Source organism: Palleronia aestuarii (assembly GCF_003253995.1).
GTDB lineage: Bacteria > Pseudomonadota > Alphaproteobacteria > Rhodobacterales > Rhodobacteraceae > Palleronia > Palleronia aestuarii.
Genome location: NZ_QKZL01000012.1, coordinates 13,474 through 31,770, shown reverse-complemented (window position 1 = coordinate 31,770; position 18,297 = coordinate 13,474). Strand labels below are relative to the sequence as shown.

The window sequence follows — 18,297 nt, the reverse complement described above, 5'->3', positions numbered from 1 at the left end:
CCCGGGCTGCGGGCGGGGCAGGGCGCGGGCCGGATCCGCTTCCGGCTTGTCGCCGTACCGGACCTTGGGCAAGATCGCCCGGAGCCGGGGAGCTGCACGATGAAACCGCCACCGCCGTCTCGCCGCCGCCACGCGTCCGGCGGGCGGGCGTCTCTAAACCGAAAGTGAGGCCGGACATGGATTTCGGGGTTTCCTATCCGTCGCGGCGGGTGCCGCTTCTCGCGGCGAACGTCGTGGCCACGTCGCAACCGCTGGCCGCGCAGGCCGGGCTCTCGATGCTCGCGTCGGGGGGCAACGCGATCGACGCGGCACTCGCGGCGGCGATCACGCTGAGCGTGGTGGAGCCCACCGGCAACGGCATCGGCTCCGACGCCTTCGCGATCGTCTGGGACGGCGCGGAGCTTCACGGGCTGAACGCGTCGGGCCGCTCGCCCGCATCCTGGACGCCGGAGCGCTTCGCCGGCGCCACGGAGATGCCGCAGCGCGGGTGGGAAAGCGTCACCGTACCCGGCGCCGTCTCCGCCTGGGTCGCGCTTTCCGAGCGGTTCGGGGCGTTGCCCTTCGAAGCGCTCTTTGCGCCCGCCCTGAACTATGCGCAAAACGGGTTCGCCGTTTCGCCGACGATCGCCGCGCTCTGGCAGGCGGGGGGCCGGACGCTGTCCGGGCAGCCGGGCTTCGCCGCGCATTTCCTGCCGGAGGGACGTGCGCCGCGCGCGGGCGAGCGTTTCGTCAATCCCGACCTCGCCCGGACGCTCGAGGCCATCGCGAGCACGAAGGGACTGGCCTTCTACGAGGGTGAGCTCGCCGAGGCGATCGCGGAGGATGCGGCGCGGCACGGAGCGGCGCTGACCCGGGAAGACCTCGCGGCGCATCGCTGCGACTGGTGCGGCACGATCTCGACGGCGTTCCACGGGGTCGATCTCCACGAGATCCCGCCGAACGGGCAGGGGATCGCCGCCTTGATCGCCCTCGGTCTCCTGCGGGGGACGGATATCGCGGATCATGCGCCCGACAGCGTGGAGGCGATGCATCTGCAGATCGAGGCGGTGAAGCTCGCCCTGGCCGATGCCGAACGATACGTGGCCGACCCCGCGGCGATGGAGGTGGGACCCGGCGCGCTGCTCGACGACGCCTATCTCGCGGAACGCGCCCGGCTCATCGGCGCGGAGGCGGGCGATCCGGGGGCGGGCGCGCCGCGGGACGGAGGCACGGTCTATCTTTCGGCCGCCGATGCGGAGGGGCGCATGGTCTCCTTCATCCAGTCGAACTATGCCGGGTTCGGATCCGGCGTCGTGGTGCCGCGGACGGGGATCCACCTGCAGAACCGCGGCGCGGGCTTCGACCTCGCGCCCGATCATCCGAACGTCGTCGGACCCTCCAAGCGGCCGTTCCACACGATCATTCCGGGTTTCGTGATGCGCGACGGGCGGCCGGAGATGAGTTTCGGCGTGATGGGCGGGCCGATGCAGGCGCAGGGCCATGTCCAGATGGTGGTGCGCACGGCACTCCACGGCCAGAACCCGCAGGCCGCGAGCGATGCGCCGCGCTGGCGCGTCGTCGCTTGTCGAAAGGTCGCGGTCGAATGGGGGATGCCCACCGAGATCGTCGAGGGCCTTGCCGCGCGCGGCCACGAGATCACCCGCGAAGCGCCCGACAACGCCTTCGGCTTCGGCGGTGCGCAGCTCGTCATGCGGGGCGAGGCGGGCTATGTCGCCGGATCGGACCACCGCAAGGATGGCTGCGCCGTAGGTTTCTGACGGTACGCGCGGGACCCGGTATCGCCGGCCGCCTTCCGGGTCGCCGCCGGCTCCCACGGGACGATGTCGCAAGGGATCCTTTCGTCTCGCACGCCGAGGCGGATTTTTGCTTTGCCGATGCTGGAACCGCGCCACCGGTATGAGCGAGTTCCGCAAGGCCGGACCCATGCATCTTACGAAGCGGGTCCTTTCTTAACCTCTCGGAGATAGCTGTCGGTCCCGTATCCTCATTGCGGGATACGCCAGCCGTCCGTGGAGTTTGCGGGAGATATCCCGGAGCCTCGTCCGCAGTCGGATCGAACGGACGAGGCGCGCGTGGAAGCTGTCATCACATGTCTGGCTCAAGGTCATGACCGGAAGCTGCTGATCGCGGCGGGCCTCATCTGCATTGTCGGGATATACGCGGCCTCCGCGCTCTCGGGCCATGCCGGCCGGTCGGACGGTTCCGCGAGGCGCAACTGGGCCAGCGTCAGCATCGTCGCGGCCGGTTGCACGGCATGGGCGACGCACATGGTTGCCGTTCTCGCCTATCGGCCCGGTATGCCGGCGGCCTTCGACCTGCCGCTGACGGCGCTCTCGCTCCTCGCGGTGATCGCCGGCATCGGCTTCAGCATGAGCCGCATGATCGGACGTCAGGATCGATGGCGCCGGTTCGCCTCGGGCCTTCTTCTGGGGCTTTCCATCACGGTTCTCCATTATCTCGGCCAGTACGGCTACCGGGTCACCGGAACGATGTCCTGGGATCTGCCCCTCGTCGCGGGCTCCATCGGAACAAGCCTCCTGATCTTCGGTGCCGCGATGGTCGTCGCAGTGGACCGGCGGCGCGCCGTGCGGCGTCTGGCCCCGCCCTTGCTCTTCGTGGCCATCGCGGTGCTCCATGTCGGCGGGATGACGGCGATGACGCTGTCCTACGATCCGTCGATCGGCCTGCCGGACTTCGCCGTCGCGGCGGAGGTGATCGCGCCGATCGTCGCCGGTGTCTGTTCCGCCCTCGTCGTGCTGGCCTTCTTCGGCCTGAGGTTCAGCCTGCAGGCGCAGGCACAGCTGCGTCGGGACCGGACGCGGCTGCGCGAGCTGTCAAACCTCGCGCTCGAAGGCCTCGTCGTCTGCGAGGGCGAGATCGTCTCGATCGTCAACGACAGCTTCACGAGGCTGACGGGCGTCGCGGCCGAGGACGTGATCGGACGGCCGGTCACCGAGATCATCCCCATCGACGCCCCCTTCGAGATGACGGAGCGCGAGGAATACGACATGGAACTCGCCCGGGCGTGCGGAACGCCCGTTCCGGTCCGGGTACTCAGAGGCGAGGTGAAGGTCGGACGGAAGAACCAGACCGTGTTCGCGTTCCGCGATCAGCGCGAACGCCTGAAGAGCGAGGAGATCATCAGGGCGCGCGAGGCGGATCTGCGCAAGGCGAAGGTGGCGGCCGAGGAGGGTACGCGTGCCAAGAGCCTGTTCCTGGCCTCGGTCAGCCACGAGCTTCGGACGCCGCTGCACGGCATCATGGGCACGATCGATCTTTTGCGCGACACCGAACTCGGCGAGGGGCAGCGCGGCTATGTCGACACGATGGCGCAGTCGAGCGACGGGCTTCTCTCGCTGGTCAACATGCTGCTCGATTTCACCCGCCTCGAAGAGGGCAAGGTGACGCTGAACAACGAGCCGTTCGACCTCGCGGGGACCGTCCGATCCGTCGTCGATCTCCTGAAGCCCCTTGCCCGGGCGAAGGAGATCGGCCTCGATTTCGAGCTCGACGGTTGCCCGGACGGGCAGGTCGTGGGGGATGCCGGGCGGTTTCGCCAGGTCCTGACCAACATCCTCGGAAATGCCGTGAAGTTCACCGATGCGGGCTCCGTTTCCCTGCGGCTGTCCTGGACGGACGGTCAGTGCCGGATCGATGTCGAGGATACCGGCGTGGGCATCTCCCGCGACCGCCTCGCGGCCATCTTCGAGCCGTTCACCCAGGAGAATGCGGAGACGACGCGGCGCTTCGGCGGCACCGGGCTGGGCCTCTCGATCAGCCGGATGCTGTCGCAACAGATGGGGGGAGACATCCGGGTCCTGTCGGTGGTCGGAGAAGGCTCGACATTCTCCCTCGTCCTGCCGTTCCCCCGCGCCGTCGCGGCCCGCGCGCTTATCGGGTCCACCGGGCCAGAGCCGCTTCCCGATCTTTCGGGCTTCGATATCCTCGTGGTCGACGACAACAAGGTGAACCGGTTCCTGGCCGAGCGGTATCTCGCGAGCGTGAATGCCCGGATCCGGCAGGCCGAGGACGGGATCGAGGCGGTCGCGAGCGCCGAGGAAAACCTGCCCGACGCGATCTTGATGGATATCTCCATGCCGCGGATGAACGGCCTCGATGCGACCCGCGAAATCCGCCTGCGCGAACGGGGTCAGGGGCGGTGCGTGATCATCGGCCTGTCGGCCAATGCCTACGAAGAGGATCAGAAGCGGTGCCTCGAGGCCGGCATGGATGGGTTCCTGGCCAAACCGGTGAGCCGCGCGAAGCTGATCGAGGTGCTCTCGAAGGCGCTGTCTGTCGATCCGAACTCGGGCACGGATGCCGCCGACACTCATACGCGTATCGCTGCGCGAGCCGGCTGATCGGACCCACCGGGCCGCGAGCGGGACAGGCTGCCGAGGGGAGAAAGGGGAAGAAAGACGGCGCGCCGAAGTGCCCCGGAGATGATCACGTCCTTATACACAGGATCATCCCCACGATCTGTGGATATGCCGCAAGGTCCGCCAGATCCGCGCCGCCGCCGCCTCCGAAATTGTCCGGCCCGCGCGAACGGCGCCCGGCTCAGCGGGACCGCGCCGTAGGGTCGAGCGACACCATCCAGTCACCGACGATCTCGCAGAACCAGTCCGTCCGGGTCTGCGGGAAGAAATGCCCGCCGTCCCTGCGCAGTTCGAACCGCGCCGTAGGGATCAGTTCGGCCAAGGCGCGCGAGAGGTGGGGCGGCACGATGCGGTCGTCCTCCGCCGCGACGACCAATGCGGGAATGTCCCAGCGTTCGGTCAATTCGTACCCGCGATGTCCGAGCAACGCGCGGATGCGCCGTATCGTGACGTCGGTGTCGAGGGCGATCGCGGTGCCTCCGGTGGAGAACTCCGCCGGGTCGCAGCGCAGCAGGTTGCTCAGGATCGGGTCGAGATCGGGCGCGCGGTCGAGCAGCGAGAGACGCAGCTGCAGGAGCTCCTCGAAATACGCGTCGGCCCGGGCCAGCGTCCCCGACAGGACCGTGCAATGCGGTCCGCCGCGATCGCTCACCGCCATAAGCTGCGCGATCGCGCCGCCGGTCGAATGGCCGATCACGGCATAGGGCGCGTCGCCGAAAGCCGCCTTGGCGACCTCCGCGGCATCCTCGGCCATCGTGCCGATCGTCCACGCCGCGCCGTCGTCCGGGCTTCGCCCGCAGCCGCGCTGGTCGTAGGTCGCGAGGGTGAACCGGTCCGCGAGGCGGTCCACGACCGGCGCCCAGAACTTCGTCCGGCCGTTCAGCCCCGAGACGAGGAGGACGTTCGGGCCGGTGCCGGTGACTTCGTGATGGAGCGACATGGCTCAGGCCCCGCGGCCGGACAGCATGGATCCGGGCTCGGCCACGAGGGTCTCGATCCCGAGGCTCTCGACATGCGCCCGCCCCTCGGGCGGGACCAGCATCCGGGCACCGCGGCCGACCACCTCTCCGTCGCGGAGCACGGCGCGTCCATGCGCGTAGCTCTCGACCGGCGATAGACGAGCGACGTCGATCACCGTCACGTCGGCGTCCGCGCCGATGCCGAGATGACCCTTGCGGCCCGCGAGGCCGAGCGCGCGGGCAGGGGCGGCGGAGGTCTTCAGCACGAAATCGTCGAGCGTGAGGGCGTCGAGGTGGTAGAGCGCCAGACCGCGCGAGATCAGGTCGTTGCGGGGAATGCCGCCACCGTCCGTCGCGAGGGCATCGACGGCGAAGCTGCCATCGGCGCGTTTCGCCGTGGCGAGATGGATGCGCGGCTCCGGCGGGTTGGCCTCGAAGCTGATGCCGATGTTGGATTCCGCCGCGCGCCAGGCCGTGAGCCCGACCTCTCCGCCGGTGAGGACGTGGACGCCGTCCTGCAGGACATGGACCTGCGCCCAGCCGGCCGAGATCGCCGCGACCATGCCCTCGGTTGTGGCCGGAAAGCCGCCGCGCTTGAGGTTCTTCTGGGTCGCGACGCTTTCGGGCACGCCATCCGCGCATTTGCCGGAATTGCCGTTGATCGGCGCGAGATAGCTTTCGGACCAGACGTTCGGGGTCTCCGCGAGGATCGCGATGGCCTCCTCCGCCTCGATCACGGCCGAGGCGTCGAGGCCGCGGGTATAGCTGTTGATATGGGCGAGATGGAGCGGGTTTCCGGCGGCGAGCTCGCAGGATTCGCGCATGCCCGCCACGCTTTGCGGCGTCGACAGCGTGCCCGAGTGGAAGGCGACGTAGGCCCCTTCCCGCGCGGCGACGTCGATCACGCGGGCCGACGCCTCCCGCGTGAGGGGAAAATGCCCGCCGAGGATCTTGAAACCGATCGCCCCCGCGCGTCGCGCCTTCGCGAGGGCATCGCGCAGCTCGTCCTCCCCCGGATCCTCCGACCCGACGGTATGGCCCGGACGAACGTAGTCGATGCAACCGATCGTGACGCCGCAGCCGCTCTCGGCCGCGAGGCGCGTGACGCCGTCGATGGGGCCGGCGAGATCGAGCGCGAAGGTCACCCCTGCCAGCGCGAGCATCCGGTGGCCAGCGCCCCCGCCGAGCCACGGGGAGAGGTGGACATGCGCGTCGACGATCCCCGGCATGACCATCAGCCCCGCGACGTCACGATCCTCGCGCGCGGTCCCGTCGATCTCGCCGATCGCGGCGATGCGCCCGTCCGACATCGCCACGTCGGCCTGGCGGTGGACGCCGTTGACGGGATCGACGACGAGACCCCTGCGGAGGATGGTGTCGTAGGTCTGCGGCATGGAGCGGCTCCTCAGTCGAACATCAGGTCAGGCAGGAAGGTCACGATGGACGGGACCGCGATCAGCAGGGCGAGGACCGCGAGATCGCAAAGGATGAACGGGAACACCCCGCGATAGACGTGATCGACCCGCACGTCCTTGCCCGCCGAGCCCGCCAGGCTGAAGGCGTTCAGTCCCACGGGGGGCGAGACGCCCGCGATCTCGTTCATCTTCATCGCGATGACGCAGAACCAGATCGGGTCGTATCCGAGCCCCACGACGATCGGGAAGAGGATGGGGAGCGTCAGCGCGAACACCGCCGTCTGCACCAAAAGCATCCCGAGCACGAACCAGGTGGCGAGGATCAGGGTCAGGATGACGGCGCGATGCACGTCCCAGCTTTCGAGAAACAGGGTGAGGTTGTAGGGGATCCGCGTCAATCCGAGGAAGCGGCTGAAGAACAGCGCGCCGATGATGATGAAGAAGAGCGTCGCGGTGATCTGCGCAGATTCCCGCAGCGCCCCGCGGAACGCCTGGAAGCGGCGCAGGGGACCGTTCGCGAGCCCAAAGAGGAGCGTGCCCATGGCGCCGATCGCGCCCGCCTCGGTGGCGGTGAAGAAGCCCGCATACATGCCGCCGATCACCACCGTTCCGAGGATCGCGATCTGCCACAGGCCGCCGAGCGCCTTGACCCGGTCGCGGGGCGCGACCGCGCGCTCCTCGTCGGAGATCGGGGCGAGGCGGGGATTGCGCTTGGCCCTGAGCCACATCGACAGGGCGTAGACCGTGGCGGTCAGGACGCCCGGCACGATCCCGGCCATGAAGAGGCGCCCCACGGAGGTCTCCGTGAAGATGGCGAAGAGGATGAACATGCCCGAGGGCGGGATCATGCTCGCGAACGTCCCCGAGCACGCGATGGAGCCGAGCGCGAAGGCCCGGTCGTATCCGTAGCGGCGCATCTCGGGATAGGCGATCCGTCCGAAGACGCTCGCCGTGGCCAGCGACGAGCCGCAGATCGTCGCGAAGGCGGCGCTGCCGAACGAGGTCGCGATCGCCAGCGATCCCGGCACCCGCGCCGCCGCCTGGTGGATCGAGCGGTAGGCCTGCTCCGCGAAGCCGCTTGCCGCGGCGAACGCGCCCATCAGCACGAAGAGCGGCAGGACGGTGTAGGTCGGCGTGGCGATGGCCGAGTACATCGTCTCCCCGATGAGCGAGATCGCCGCGGTGGAATTGAGGAGCGTCAGCGTCCCCATGAAGCCCACGAGCAGGAACGCCACGGCGAGGTGCACGCCGAAAAGGAGAAGACCGAGGAGCGCCACGATCGCGACGATCCCGGTGAGGGTGAACGGATCCATGCTCAGTTCACCTTCTCTTGGCGGTCCGGCGCGACCACGCCCGATGCGATCTGCACGAGGTTCATCACGATGCGCAGGCCGTAGAGTGCGAGGGCGGCGACCATGACGAACTTGACGGGCCAGATCAGCAGGGGCGTCGGCCCGGCGATGGCCTGGCGCGAATAGTAGGAAGTCTGGGCATTCAGCACGACCGCGTAGAGCGCGATGGCCATGGTTCCCGCGACGAGGATGTAGATGACGAGATCGAAGACCGCACGGACCCGCGGCGGCAGCGCGTCGAGGACGAGTTCGACCCGGACATGCGCGCGCGTGGCCTCGGCATAGGGCAGCCCCATGTAGACGATCGCGATCATCACGAACATCGCGCTCTCGGCCACTCCATAGATCGGGGTTCCGATTGCGCGACTGATCAGGTCGGTGATGATCAGCCCCATCACCAGGAGGAGGAACCAGCCGCAGAGTTCGGCCAGGATATTGGTCACTGCGTCGACGAGCTTGCCCAGCATGGCGTTTTCCCGATTGAAGAGTTGCGCGGCGGCGTGGCCGTGGCCCGCCGCCGGCTCCGGCGCGATCAGCGGTCGATCGCCTCGGCGATGATGTCGTCGAACTTCTGGAGGATCGCCTCGGGATCCTCGGCACCGGCCGACCTGGCCTCGTCGGCCCAGAGCGCCTGGTTCGTCTCGACCTCGGGCAGGGCAGCGAAGGTTTCGGTCGCTTCGGGGGGCGCGGTGACGACGGTGATGCCGGCCGCTTCCTCCTCGCTCAGGATCCGCTCGATCGTGCTGTCCCACACGTCGCCGAAACGTTCCGTCGCGGCCTCCGCCGCGGTGGCGAAGGCCTCCTTCTGGGCGTCGGAGAGGGACTGCCACTTGTTCTCGTTGATGGTGATGATGAACGGGATCGCGAGCCACAGGTCCGGCATGAAGTAGACGTTCGGCGCCGCCTCATCGAGGCTCGCACGGTGGATGCCGTCGATATTGGTGAAGACGCCGTCGATGGAGCCCGTCTGCAGGGCCTGGTAGAGGTCGCCCCACGGCATCGACACCGGCGTGGCGCCGATCCCCTGCAGGAGGTTCAGATACCACCGGCTCGCCGCGCGGACCCGCATCCCCTCCATGTCCGACAGTTCCTCCACCGGCGACTTGAACGTCCCGGCATAGGGCGTGACGCCGTACTTGTAGACGATCCGCTGGCCGAGATCGGCGAATTCCTGGTCGAGTTCCGGGATCTGTTCGTACATCTGGTCGAAGGCCCAGACGATGTTCTCGTACTCGGACGGCCCCTTGGGAAAAAGGTTGTAAGCGCTGTTGAGGAGGAGCTGGTTCGGATAGTAGTTGATGTTGACGAACCCCATGTCGGCCACGCCGTCGCGCACCCCGCCGAGGGTTTCGGCCCCTTCGAGGAGCGAGGCGCCCCAATAGGGGATCACCGTGATCTCGCCGTTCGAGGCGTTGGCGAGTTCCTCGAGGAAGATCTGCTCGGCCTCGCCGCGCATGTTGTTGGGCGGCGTGTTGGTCGCGAAGCTCAGGGTCACCGCCTGCGCCATCGCTCCAGTCGCGAAGGCGAGGCTGGCGGCCACGATGGACGTGCCTCTTAGAATTCCGGTGATCTTGGACATTGCGGTGTCTCCTTGCTGGACGTCCTGGTCTTCACCTCTTTACGAGGTCATGCGCGATACGCTCGAGCAGCGCATCGCATTGGCGGAGTTGCTCCGCATTGATTGATTCGTCTGGTCGGTGCGCATCGGCGATATCGCCGGGACCGCAGACGATGGCCGCCATGCCCGCAGCTGCGAACACGCCCGCCTCGGTCCCGAAATCGACCTTCGCCGGGGCGCGTGCATCGCCGACATAGCGCCCGAGCCAGCGCACGATATCGTCGCCTTCCCCGGTGTCGAGCGGCGGATAGGAGGTGACCACCTCGAGGTCTATGGCGGCATCGGGATGGGTTGTCTGATAGGCAGCCGCGATCGCGTCTGCCCGCGAAACGATCTCGTCGCGAACGGCGTCGGCGTCCTCCGCGGGCAGGTGGCGCAATTCGAGATCGACGACCGCCCGCTCGGGAACGACGTTGAGGGCCGTGCCGCCCGACATCCGCCCCGCATGAAGCGTCGAATGCGGCATCCTGTAGGCCGGATCGAACGGCCCGTCGGCGATCCGCACGGCCTGCATCTCGCGCAGGGCCGTGATCAGGTCCGAGGCGAGGTGCAACGCGTTCACGTAGGCGGGCGCCATGGAGGAATGGCCGCTCACCCCCGTGCAGGTCGCCCGCATGACGAGCTTGCCCTTGTGCGCGATGACCGGAACGAGGCCCGTGGGCTCTCCGACGAGCACGTATCGCGGCCGGCCGGTCGTCCGGTCGATCTCAGGCACCATCTTCGCGATGCCGACGCAGCCGACTTCCTCGTCCCACGAGACGGCGAGTTTCAGGGGTTCGGAGAGTTCCAGCGGCGCCGCGCGTTCCATCGCGGCGAGGCTCGCGGCGAGAAACCCCTTCATGTCGCACGCCCTCCTCGCATGGAGGCGCCCCTCGGCGCTTCGAAGGCGAAACGGATCGGAGGACCAGCCCTCGCCGTCCGCCGGGACGACGTCGGAATGGGAGGAGAGGAGCACGCCGCCCTCGCCGGGAGGGCCGATCGACGCGAAGACACCCGATTTCGCATCCTCGGGATCGTCCACGCGGAAGACACGGGCCCCGATCCCCTCGAGATGGCCTATGAGCCAGTCGATCAGCGCGTGGTTGCTGTCACGGCTGACCGTCGGGAAGGCCACCAGCCTGTCGAGGAGTTCCGCCGTCCGCCAGCTCATGAGAGCGCCGCCGATCCGGCGGCAAACGCGCGCTGCACCTCCATCGGAATTAGCCGCGGTATCGGGGTCTCTCGGCGGCGATCCCCGGCCCGTTGTCGGGAGCGGGCAGGGCTCATCGATCGGACCCGATCGAGCGTCCCGCGGCCTCGAGGATGGCCTCGGCGATGTAGAGATCCTGGAGGGCAATGCCAGATGAGTCGAACACCGTGATCTCGTCGGCGGTTTCGCGGCCCCGGACATCGCCCGACAGCACCGCGCCGATGGCGGTGATCTCGGCCTCCGGGTACGCGTGCTGGAATTCCCCGATCACGCGGGACTGAGACGGCAGGTCGCAGAAGAGACGGGCGCTTCGCAGGAGTGCCGGTGGTAATTCCTGTTTTCCGGTGCGGTCCGACCCCATGCTCGAGACATGGGTGCCGGGCTTGATCCACGCCGCGTCGAAGAGCGGCCCGGTGGCGGTCGTGGCCGTCACGACGATGTCGGCGGCGCGGCAGGCCGCCTCGGCGTCGCCGGCCTCGGCCGGGAGACCCGCATCCCGGAGGCGGGCGATGAACGCGTCGCGTTTGTCGGTCGACCGTCCGACGACGAGGAGACGGTCGAGATCGCGCGTCCGCGCCACCGCCTCGGCCTCGTAGAAGGCCTGGTGCCCCGTTCCGAACAGCGTCAGGACCGAGGCGTCCGCGCGCGCCAGGGCGTCGGTGGCGACCGCGTCGGCCGCGGCCGTGCGATAGCCGTTGAGCTTGCCCCCTTCGATCGTCGCGCCGATGCGGCCGGTCGACTGGTCGAAGATCAGGATGAGCGAATTGTGGCGGGGCTGGCCGATCGCGTCGTTGCCCGGGAAATACGACCCGACCTTCAGCCCGGCGAGCGGTCCGCCGGTCCCCGACTTCACCGTGAAGCGGTCGGCCGGGTCGCTGCAATGCCCAAGCACGACGGGAAAGTTTTTGGAGGCCGGATCGCTCGCGGCGACGAGCGCCTTGTGCGCGGCATCGAACGCGATCTCGTGACCGGCGTAGCGTGCCGATTCCTCTTCGGTCAGATGGATCATCGTTTTGCCCTTACCATCCCGCGAACCTCTCCCATGTTTGCCGTCCCGTGCCGGAGCGTGAGGCCAGCACCTCGTAGCGCGCGTGCTGCGCGGCGGTGGCGCAGGCGTGATTTGGAAGGATCCGCAGGCGCGTGCCGATCGGCAGGTCGGGCAATGCGCCGTCTCCGGACCGCGACCCGACCACGCCATGCTCCTGATTGGCCTCGATCACGATGAGGTCGGGGAACGGACGCCCGGCTTCGTCGCAGACCACGCCGTAGCCCTGATCCACCGATTGATTGGCGGTTCCGCGGTCGCGCGACAGCGCCATCCAGCCCGCATCGATCACGATCCGGCCGCGGTCGTACTGATGCCCGATCACGCGGGTCAGGACCGAGAGCGCGATGTCGGACATCTCGCAGACCCCGATGCCCGTCATGAAGAGGTCGAAGAAGACATAGACGCCCGCGCGCAATTCGGTGATCCCGCCAAGCTCGCGCGCGGCGAGCGCGGTGGGCGTAGAGCCGACGCTGAGCACGGGGCAGGGGAGGCCGGCCTGTCGCAGGACCTCCGCCGCGGAGACGACCGCCTGCCGCTCCGCTTCCGAGAACGCCGCCTGCGCATCGCGGGTCTCTGCCCGGTAGCTTTCGCCTGCATGCGCCATGACGCCGCGCAACTCCGCCCCGTCGTGATGAAGCTGACGTCCGATTTCCGCGAGGGCCGGGTCGCTCGGTCCGATGCCGCCGCGATGTCCGTCGCAATCGATCTCGATCAGCGCCGGAATGACCTGGCCGCCGTCACGCGAGGCCCGCGCCACCGCCTCGGCCTGTTCGGGGGAATCGAGGATGACGGTCAGATCGCATCCACCCCGGCGCAGTTCGATCACGCGCTGCAATTTCGCAGGCGCGATCCCGACCGCGTAAAGGATGTCGCGCACGCCCGCGGCCGCGAAAACCTCCGCCTCGGCCAGCGTCGAGACGGTTGCAGGCCCGATGCCCTCGGCGAGGACGCGGCGGGCGATGTCCACCGATTTCGTCGTCTTCAGATGCGGTCGCAGCATCACGCCGAGCTTGTCTGCCTGCTGTCGCATCCGTTCGATGTTGCGCGACATGACGGCCTCGTCGACGAGAAGGCATGGCGTTACCAGATCGTCCGGCACGCTCGGTGCCCCCTTGTTTTCCGGCGCGGTGATCACTGGCCAATCTCCGGATACTTCTTGGATGCGGGAAGGAGTACCGAAGCAGGCCCGGTTTGGATATTAACGAGTTCTGACTTTGCCATTAAGGAACAGCTTAATGCTCGGCGCGCGGGACCTTCGCTTCTTCGGTATTCTCGCAGGCCAGCCGTCGCTGGCGGCGGCGGCGCGGGCGCTCGACGTCACGCCGCCGGCCGTTTCCCAGAGGTTGGCGCAGATCGAGGCGAGATTGGGCCTCAGGCTGGTGGAACGCGGCGTGGGTCCGCTCTGCCTGACCGAGGAGGGGGAACTGCTGGCCCGTCGTGCGGTCCGCATTCTCGGCGATCTCGACAATCTGATCGAGGACCTCGCGACGCGGCGGAGTTCCGTCAGCGGCCTCTTGCGCGTCGTCGCCTCCTTCGGGTTCGGCCGCCTCTACGTGGCCCCGATCATGGCGTCCCTGTCGAACCGGCACGAGGGACTGGAAATCGATCTGCGGCTCACCGAGGATCCGCGGAGCGCCTTGCCGACGGAAAGCTGGGATGTCCTGATCCATGTCGGCAGATTGCCCGATACCGCCGTCATACAGCGAAAGCTGGCCGCCAACCGCAGGATCCTCTGCGCCGCGCCGGACTACGTCTCGCGCCATTCTCCGCCCCTGCACCCCTCCGATCTGTCGGGACATGCCTGCGGGGTGATCCGCGAGGATCAGGTCGATGCGACGCGCTGGTCCTTCGCAGGGTCCGACGGGGAGGAAACCGTCCGCATCCGGCCCTCCTTCTCGAGCAATGACGGAGAGGTCGTCCGCGCCTGGGCGCTTGCCGGGCTGGGGATCGTCGAGCGCTCCGAATGGAGCATCGCACGGGATCTCGCAAAGGGGCGTCTGGTCGAGGTGATGCCGGATTGGCGGCTCGACGATGCCGATGTCGTCGCCCTTCTCAACCCGCATCGGCTTCGTGCAGCGAGGGTGCAATCTTTCATCGAGGCGCTGGCGGCATCGCTCGCCAAGGAGCCGTGGCGTATGGTTCATGTACCCTCGAACCGGTCGGCCGAATCGGGGTCCGGTCCGGTTTCGTAAAACGGTCGCCCGGCTCTTGGTTGCCGAGTTTCGGCATGGACGTGCGGAGATCGTATCGCGCCGACCGCGTCGCCGTGCCAATCGGCCTGCAGGAAATCGACATGGCCGATGGCCTTATTGCGATCCCTTCCATTCCCGCGGCGACGAAACCGTCCGGATCGATGGGCGGACATGCGTTCGATGTCTTACCTCTTCAATCGTGCCGCATTCCCGCCGTGCCGAGGATCGTGGCGAGCCCCGCGGTGAGGCCGCGGATGGAAAGCTCTGGCTCAACGTCGATCCATTCCTCAAGGGAATGCGCCCGCCCGCCGGTGCCGCCGGATCCGACCCTTATCGCCGGGATCCCGAGGCTCATCGGGATGTTCGCGTCGGTCGAACTCGCACCCGTCCGCGCAGCGAAGTCGAAGGCCTGCAGCGCGGCGAACGCGGCCTGCACGATGGGCAGGTCGTGATCGGTCCGTCCTGCGGGGCGGTTCCCGATCCGGCGGATCTCCGCGGCGATCTCTCCCGACGATCTGTCCGCGCATGCGTTCTCGCCCTCGACGGCGCCGTCGATCAGCCTTCGTATTTCCGCGTCCAGACGATCGAGCGCCTGCTGATCCTCCGAGCGCAGGTCGATCTCGACCCAGACCTCCTCCGGAATGGCGTTGATCGACGAACCGCCCCCGAAGACCGATGCGCAGAAGGTCGTCCGGGGATCGTCCTTTACCTCGACCTGCGCCATTCCCGCGAGGAACGCACCGAGGGCGTAGGCGGGATTGACCGTTCCGAAAGCGTTGAACGAATGTCCCCCGGGACCGCGGAAGGTCACGCGGTAGCGGTAGGAGCCCACGGCGACCGTCGTAATCGTCTCGAGTTCCAGACCATCGATCGTGAAGAAAGCATCGATCCGGTCGCGGTAGGGACCTTCGGTAAGGAGGTGCCGCACGCCGCGCAGGTCGCCCTTGCCCTCCTCGCCGACGTCGCAGACGAAGAGCAGGTCCGCCTCGGTCTCGATCATGCCGGCGTCGAGCGCGCGGATATAGGCGAGGAGCGCCGCGAGGCCGCGGCCGTCGTCGCCCACGCCCGGCGCGAAGAGCTTCGTGCCCTCGCGTCGCACGGTGCAATCCGTACCTTCCGGGAAAACCGTGTCGAGATGCGCCGCGACGGCGACGGTCGTGCCGTTGGCCCGCCCCCGGCGCAGCCCAATGACGTTGCCGATCTCGTCCCGCCTCACCTCTTCCAGCTCATGTTCCCTGAACATCCGCTCGAGGGCCACCGCACGCCGGTTCTCCTTGAAGGGCGGCGCCGGGATTTCGGTGATCGCGATGATCTCCTCCACGAAGCGGTCGTGCTGACCGCGCAGAGCGTCGGCGGCGGAGGCGAAACCGGGAGAGGCGAGGATCGCGGCGATGTCCTTGGTCATGCTCGTTTCCCTTGGGCATTGATGGAGCCGTTGCCGGCACCGAGTCTCTTGGTCGAGGGCAGGGCGTCTTCGTGGCCTGCCTCTGTCGGGTGGTCCAAATCCAGTCCTAGTGCATGAGGGGGTGAACTTCACCCCGCCCCTTGCCAGGACGTGACGCGCGCTTTCGGGCCGGTTTCGGTGAAGCCGTGAAGGCGTTCCGCGCCAAGTTTCCGAGCGCCGAATGCGGCCGGTGGTGGTTGCAGCCCATCCTCCAAATGTTCGATGCACTTCCGTCTGCATCAACACACCTGCGATCTGTTCGTCGGATCAGGACCCCCTGCCTTGGGCAAGGGTCGAAACTCGATGCACTAGGAAAGCACGCCCGCGATGGCGTGAGAGGACCGCGACGTCTCGCCCTTGTCATTCCAGCACGGGCGCGCTTCACATGGTCCCGTCCTCCGGGCGCCCCCATGGGGACGCGGAGGATGATCGATCCACCAGCTGGAGGTGCCATGCTATCCGCCGTTTTCCTTTGCATGAGCCCCTCGGCGTCCGGCGTTCGCGGGGTCCCGTATGCTCTGCCTTCCGTCCGAAAGACGAGGGGAGCACTGCGTGCCGGAACCATCGCGGCACAGTTCACGCAGGGGTCGATCTCTCGACCGATTCGGGATCTTCTGGCGGCGGCTGGCGAATTTATCCACGAATTTCTGTCGATCGGCGGCCGAGCGGATACCCCTGGCTTATCCCCCGGCTTCGCGGTGAGTGCGAAGGGCAGGGGCCCCACGCGGCCCGGCGCCCGGTTCGAGGTTTGACGTCGGTGGCTCGCATCGTCCTTCTCGACCCGGCCGCACCCGAACGGCTCGACCGTATCCGGCCCTACCTGCCTGACGGGTGGACGCTCCATACTGCGACGTCCCGCGCGTCCGAGGATCAGCTCGAAGCCCTCTCCGAAGCCGAATTCGCGATCACCGGCGATGCGCCGGTCGACGCCCGGATGATGGCCGTCCCGGGCCTTCGGGCGGTCCACAAATGGGGGGTGGGGTACGACAACATCGACATCGACGCCGCGCGTGCCTCCGGCGTCCGGGTCCTGCGGACGACCGGTTCCAACGCCGTCGCCGTGGCGGAGACGACGCTCGGATTGATCCTCGCGCTCGGGCGCAACCTCGTGCGGGGTCATGCGGGCATCGCGGCAGGCGCTTGGGCGAAGGGCGAACTCGCGCCGAGCTCGATGACGCTCTCCGGGCGCACCGTGGGGATCGTGGGGCTGGGATATATCGGCGCCGCCCTCGCGCGGCTCCTCGTCGGGTTCGGCTGCGACGTCCTCTACACCAAGCGCACCCCCATCCCCGAGGCGGAGGCGGCCGCGCTCGGCGTGCGCTATGCTCCGCTCGATGTTCTCCTTTCCGAAGCGGACGTGGTGACGCTGAATTGCGAGCTGAACGACAGCACGCGGAACCTCATCGACCGAGCCGCGCTCGACGCGATGAAGCCAGGCGCGCTGCTCGTCAACGTGGCGCGCGGCGGTGTCCTCGTGGAGGCCGACCTCGCGGAGGCAATCCGGTCCGGCCATCTTGCCGGTGCCGCGATCGATGTATTTGCAGAGGAGCCGATCCGGCCGGACAATCCCCTCATTGGTCTCGACCGGGTGATCCTGACGCCCCATATCGGCGCTGTCTCCGCGACGAGCTTCAGCACCTCGATCACCCGCATCATGCGCAACTTGAACGCTATCGCGACGGGCACGCCGCCGCAGGAGATCGACGTCCTCGTCTAGCCGCCCCGACCGGACTTCGCGCGTGCGACGGAGACCATCCCGATCTCCGGCGCGATCTCCGCGCAGACACGTTCCGCGGTTTGGACGAAGTCGAGGATGACGGGCGCGGTTTCTCCGGAGGGCCACGCGATCAGCAGATCGATGCCCTGGTCGAGTTCGGGCATCGGCCGGAACACGAGGCGCGGCGAGCGCATGTTGGAGATCCACGAGGGAACGATTGCCAGGCCGAGACCCGAGGCGACATGGGTCGCGATCGTCATCGTGTGGGTGCATTTCTGAACCACCCGCGGATGCACGCCCGCGCGGCGGAACGCCTCCGCCACGACGCCGGAATAGGGCGCGCCCAGAACATCGGCATAGCCCACCATGTCCTCGCCCTCGAAATCGCTCAGCCGGAGCTCCGCGCGATCCGCGAGGCGGTGGGTTCGCGGCAGCGCCGCGAGCAGGGGTTCGCTTACGAGCCGCCGCGTCTGCATGAACGGCGCCTGGCCGGTCGGCCGGATCAGCGCGATGTTGATCTCCCCGGCCTCGAGCGTCCGCAACTGGTCCCCCGTCCCGAGGTGACGCACGTCGATGATGACCGCGGGCCAGCTCTGCCGGAACGCCTCGAGGATCGGGGGCAGGACGTGGCTCAGCGCGACCTGCACGCCCGCCACTGTCAGCCGCCCCGTCGATTCGCTGGCCATCGCGCGCGTATGCGCGATCGCACGGTCCATCCCGTCGAGGAGCTCCCGCGCGTGACGCAGCATCGTCTCGCCCGCGGGCGTCAATCGGGTGCGCCGCGTCGTGCGGTGAAACAGCATCGTCCCGAGCCGATCCTCGAGCAATTTGATCTGCTGGCTGAGCGGGGCCTGCCTGATGCCCAGTCTTTCAGCGGCCCGTCCGAAATGCAGCTCGTCCGCGAGGCAGACGAAGTATCTGAGCTGTCTGAGGTCGATCCCGGTATTCATATCCATTGCATATCAAATCATGGGATTATTGCGA

14 protein-coding genes are annotated in these 18,297 nt (G+C 67.8%); 4 read left to right on the top strand and 10 right to left on the bottom strand.

Going from position 1 to position 18,297, the window contains the following annotated elements; all coding sequences use genetic code 11:
* Nucleotides 1-176 precede the first annotated feature (176 nt).
* Nucleotides 177-1,757: a gamma-glutamyltransferase family protein gene (locus LX81_RS13480; protein WP_111537852.1), complete on the top strand. Its 1,581-nt coding sequence runs from the start codon at nt 177-179 to the stop codon at nt 1,755-1,757.
* A 315-nt stretch (nt 1,758-2,072) separates the two neighbouring features.
* Nucleotides 2,073-4,361 carry an ATP-binding protein gene (locus LX81_RS13475; RefSeq protein WP_111537851.1) on the top strand — a complete coding sequence of 763 codons (2,289 nt, stop codon included), beginning with the start codon at nt 2,073-2,075 and terminating at the stop codon, nt 4,359-4,361.
* A gap of 199 nt (nt 4,362-4,560) precedes the next feature.
* Here LX81_RS13475 and LX81_RS13470 read toward each other — a convergent pair whose 3' ends face one another.
* The 8 genes from LX81_RS13470 to LX81_RS13435 form a co-directional block, all read right to left on the bottom strand.
* Complete coding sequence (locus tag LX81_RS13470) at nt 4,561-5,319, bottom strand: alpha/beta fold hydrolase (RefSeq protein ID WP_111537850.1); 759 nt, start codon at nt 5,317-5,319, stop codon at nt 4,561-4,563.
* Nucleotides 5,320-5,322: 3 nt separating this feature from the next.
* Complete coding sequence (locus tag LX81_RS13465) at nt 5,323-6,732, bottom strand: amidohydrolase family protein (protein ID WP_111537849.1); 1,410 nt, start codon at nt 6,730-6,732, stop codon at nt 5,323-5,325.
* Between the two features lie 11 nt (nt 6,733-6,743).
* Nucleotides 6,744-8,066 carry a TRAP transporter large permease gene (locus tag LX81_RS13460; RefSeq protein WP_111537848.1) on the bottom strand — a complete coding sequence of 441 codons (1,323 nt, stop codon included), beginning with the start codon at nt 8,064-8,066 and terminating at the stop codon, nt 6,744-6,746.
* 2 nt (nt 8,067-8,068) lie between these two features.
* On the bottom strand, nt 8,069-8,572 hold the full coding sequence (locus LX81_RS13455) for a TRAP transporter small permease subunit (RefSeq protein WP_111537847.1): 504 nt from the start codon (nt 8,570-8,572) through the stop codon (nt 8,069-8,071).
* A gap of 65 nt (nt 8,573-8,637) precedes the next feature.
* Nucleotides 8,638-9,684 carry a TRAP transporter substrate-binding protein DctP gene (gene dctP, locus LX81_RS13450; RefSeq protein ID WP_111537846.1) on the bottom strand — a complete coding sequence of 349 codons (1,047 nt, stop codon included), beginning with the start codon at nt 9,682-9,684 and terminating at the stop codon, nt 8,638-8,640.
* A gap of 31 nt (nt 9,685-9,715) precedes the next feature.
* Nucleotides 9,716-10,873 carry an acetylornithine deacetylase gene (gene argE / locus LX81_RS13445; protein ID WP_111537845.1) on the bottom strand — a complete coding sequence of 386 codons (1,158 nt, stop codon included), beginning with the start codon at nt 10,871-10,873 and terminating at the stop codon, nt 9,716-9,718.
* Between the two features lie 112 nt (nt 10,874-10,985).
* Nucleotides 10,986-11,921, bottom strand: a complete 936-nt coding sequence (locus tag LX81_RS13440; RefSeq protein WP_111537844.1) for an ornithine cyclodeaminase family protein — start codon at nt 11,919-11,921, stop codon at nt 10,986-10,988.
* Between the two features lie 10 nt (nt 11,922-11,931).
* On the bottom strand, nt 11,932-13,059 hold the full coding sequence (locus tag LX81_RS13435) for a DSD1 family PLP-dependent enzyme (protein ID WP_272939485.1): 1,128 nt from the start codon (nt 13,057-13,059) through the stop codon (nt 11,932-11,934).
* Between the two features lie 136 nt (nt 13,060-13,195).
* Between LX81_RS13435 and LX81_RS13430 the strand changes: the two genes are divergently transcribed.
* Nucleotides 13,196-14,152 carry a LysR family transcriptional regulator gene (locus LX81_RS13430; protein ID WP_111537843.1) on the top strand — a complete coding sequence of 319 codons (957 nt, stop codon included), beginning with the start codon at nt 13,196-13,198 and terminating at the stop codon, nt 14,150-14,152.
* A 193-nt stretch (nt 14,153-14,345) separates the two neighbouring features.
* Here LX81_RS13430 and LX81_RS13425 read toward each other — a convergent pair whose 3' ends face one another.
* Complete coding sequence (locus LX81_RS13425) at nt 14,346-15,557, bottom strand: M20/M25/M40 family metallo-hydrolase (protein WP_111537842.1); 1,212 nt, start codon at nt 15,555-15,557, stop codon at nt 14,346-14,348.
* 796 nt (nt 15,558-16,353) lie between these two features.
* On the opposite strand from LX81_RS13425, the gene LX81_RS13420 reads away from it, so the two are divergent.
* On the top strand, nt 16,354-17,313 hold the full coding sequence (locus LX81_RS13420; RefSeq protein ID WP_211322767.1) for a 2-hydroxyacid dehydrogenase: 960 nt from the start codon (nt 16,354-16,356) through the stop codon (nt 17,311-17,313).
* Here the strand turns inward: LX81_RS13420 and LX81_RS13415 are convergent.
* Nucleotides 17,310-18,269 (bottom strand): LysR substrate-binding domain-containing protein, encoded by a 960-nt coding sequence (locus LX81_RS13415; RefSeq protein WP_211322766.1) that lies wholly within the window; start codon nt 18,267-18,269, stop codon nt 17,310-17,312. The genes LX81_RS13420 and LX81_RS13415 overlap by 4 nt on opposite strands.
* Between the last annotated feature and the right edge of the window lie 28 nt (nt 18,270-18,297).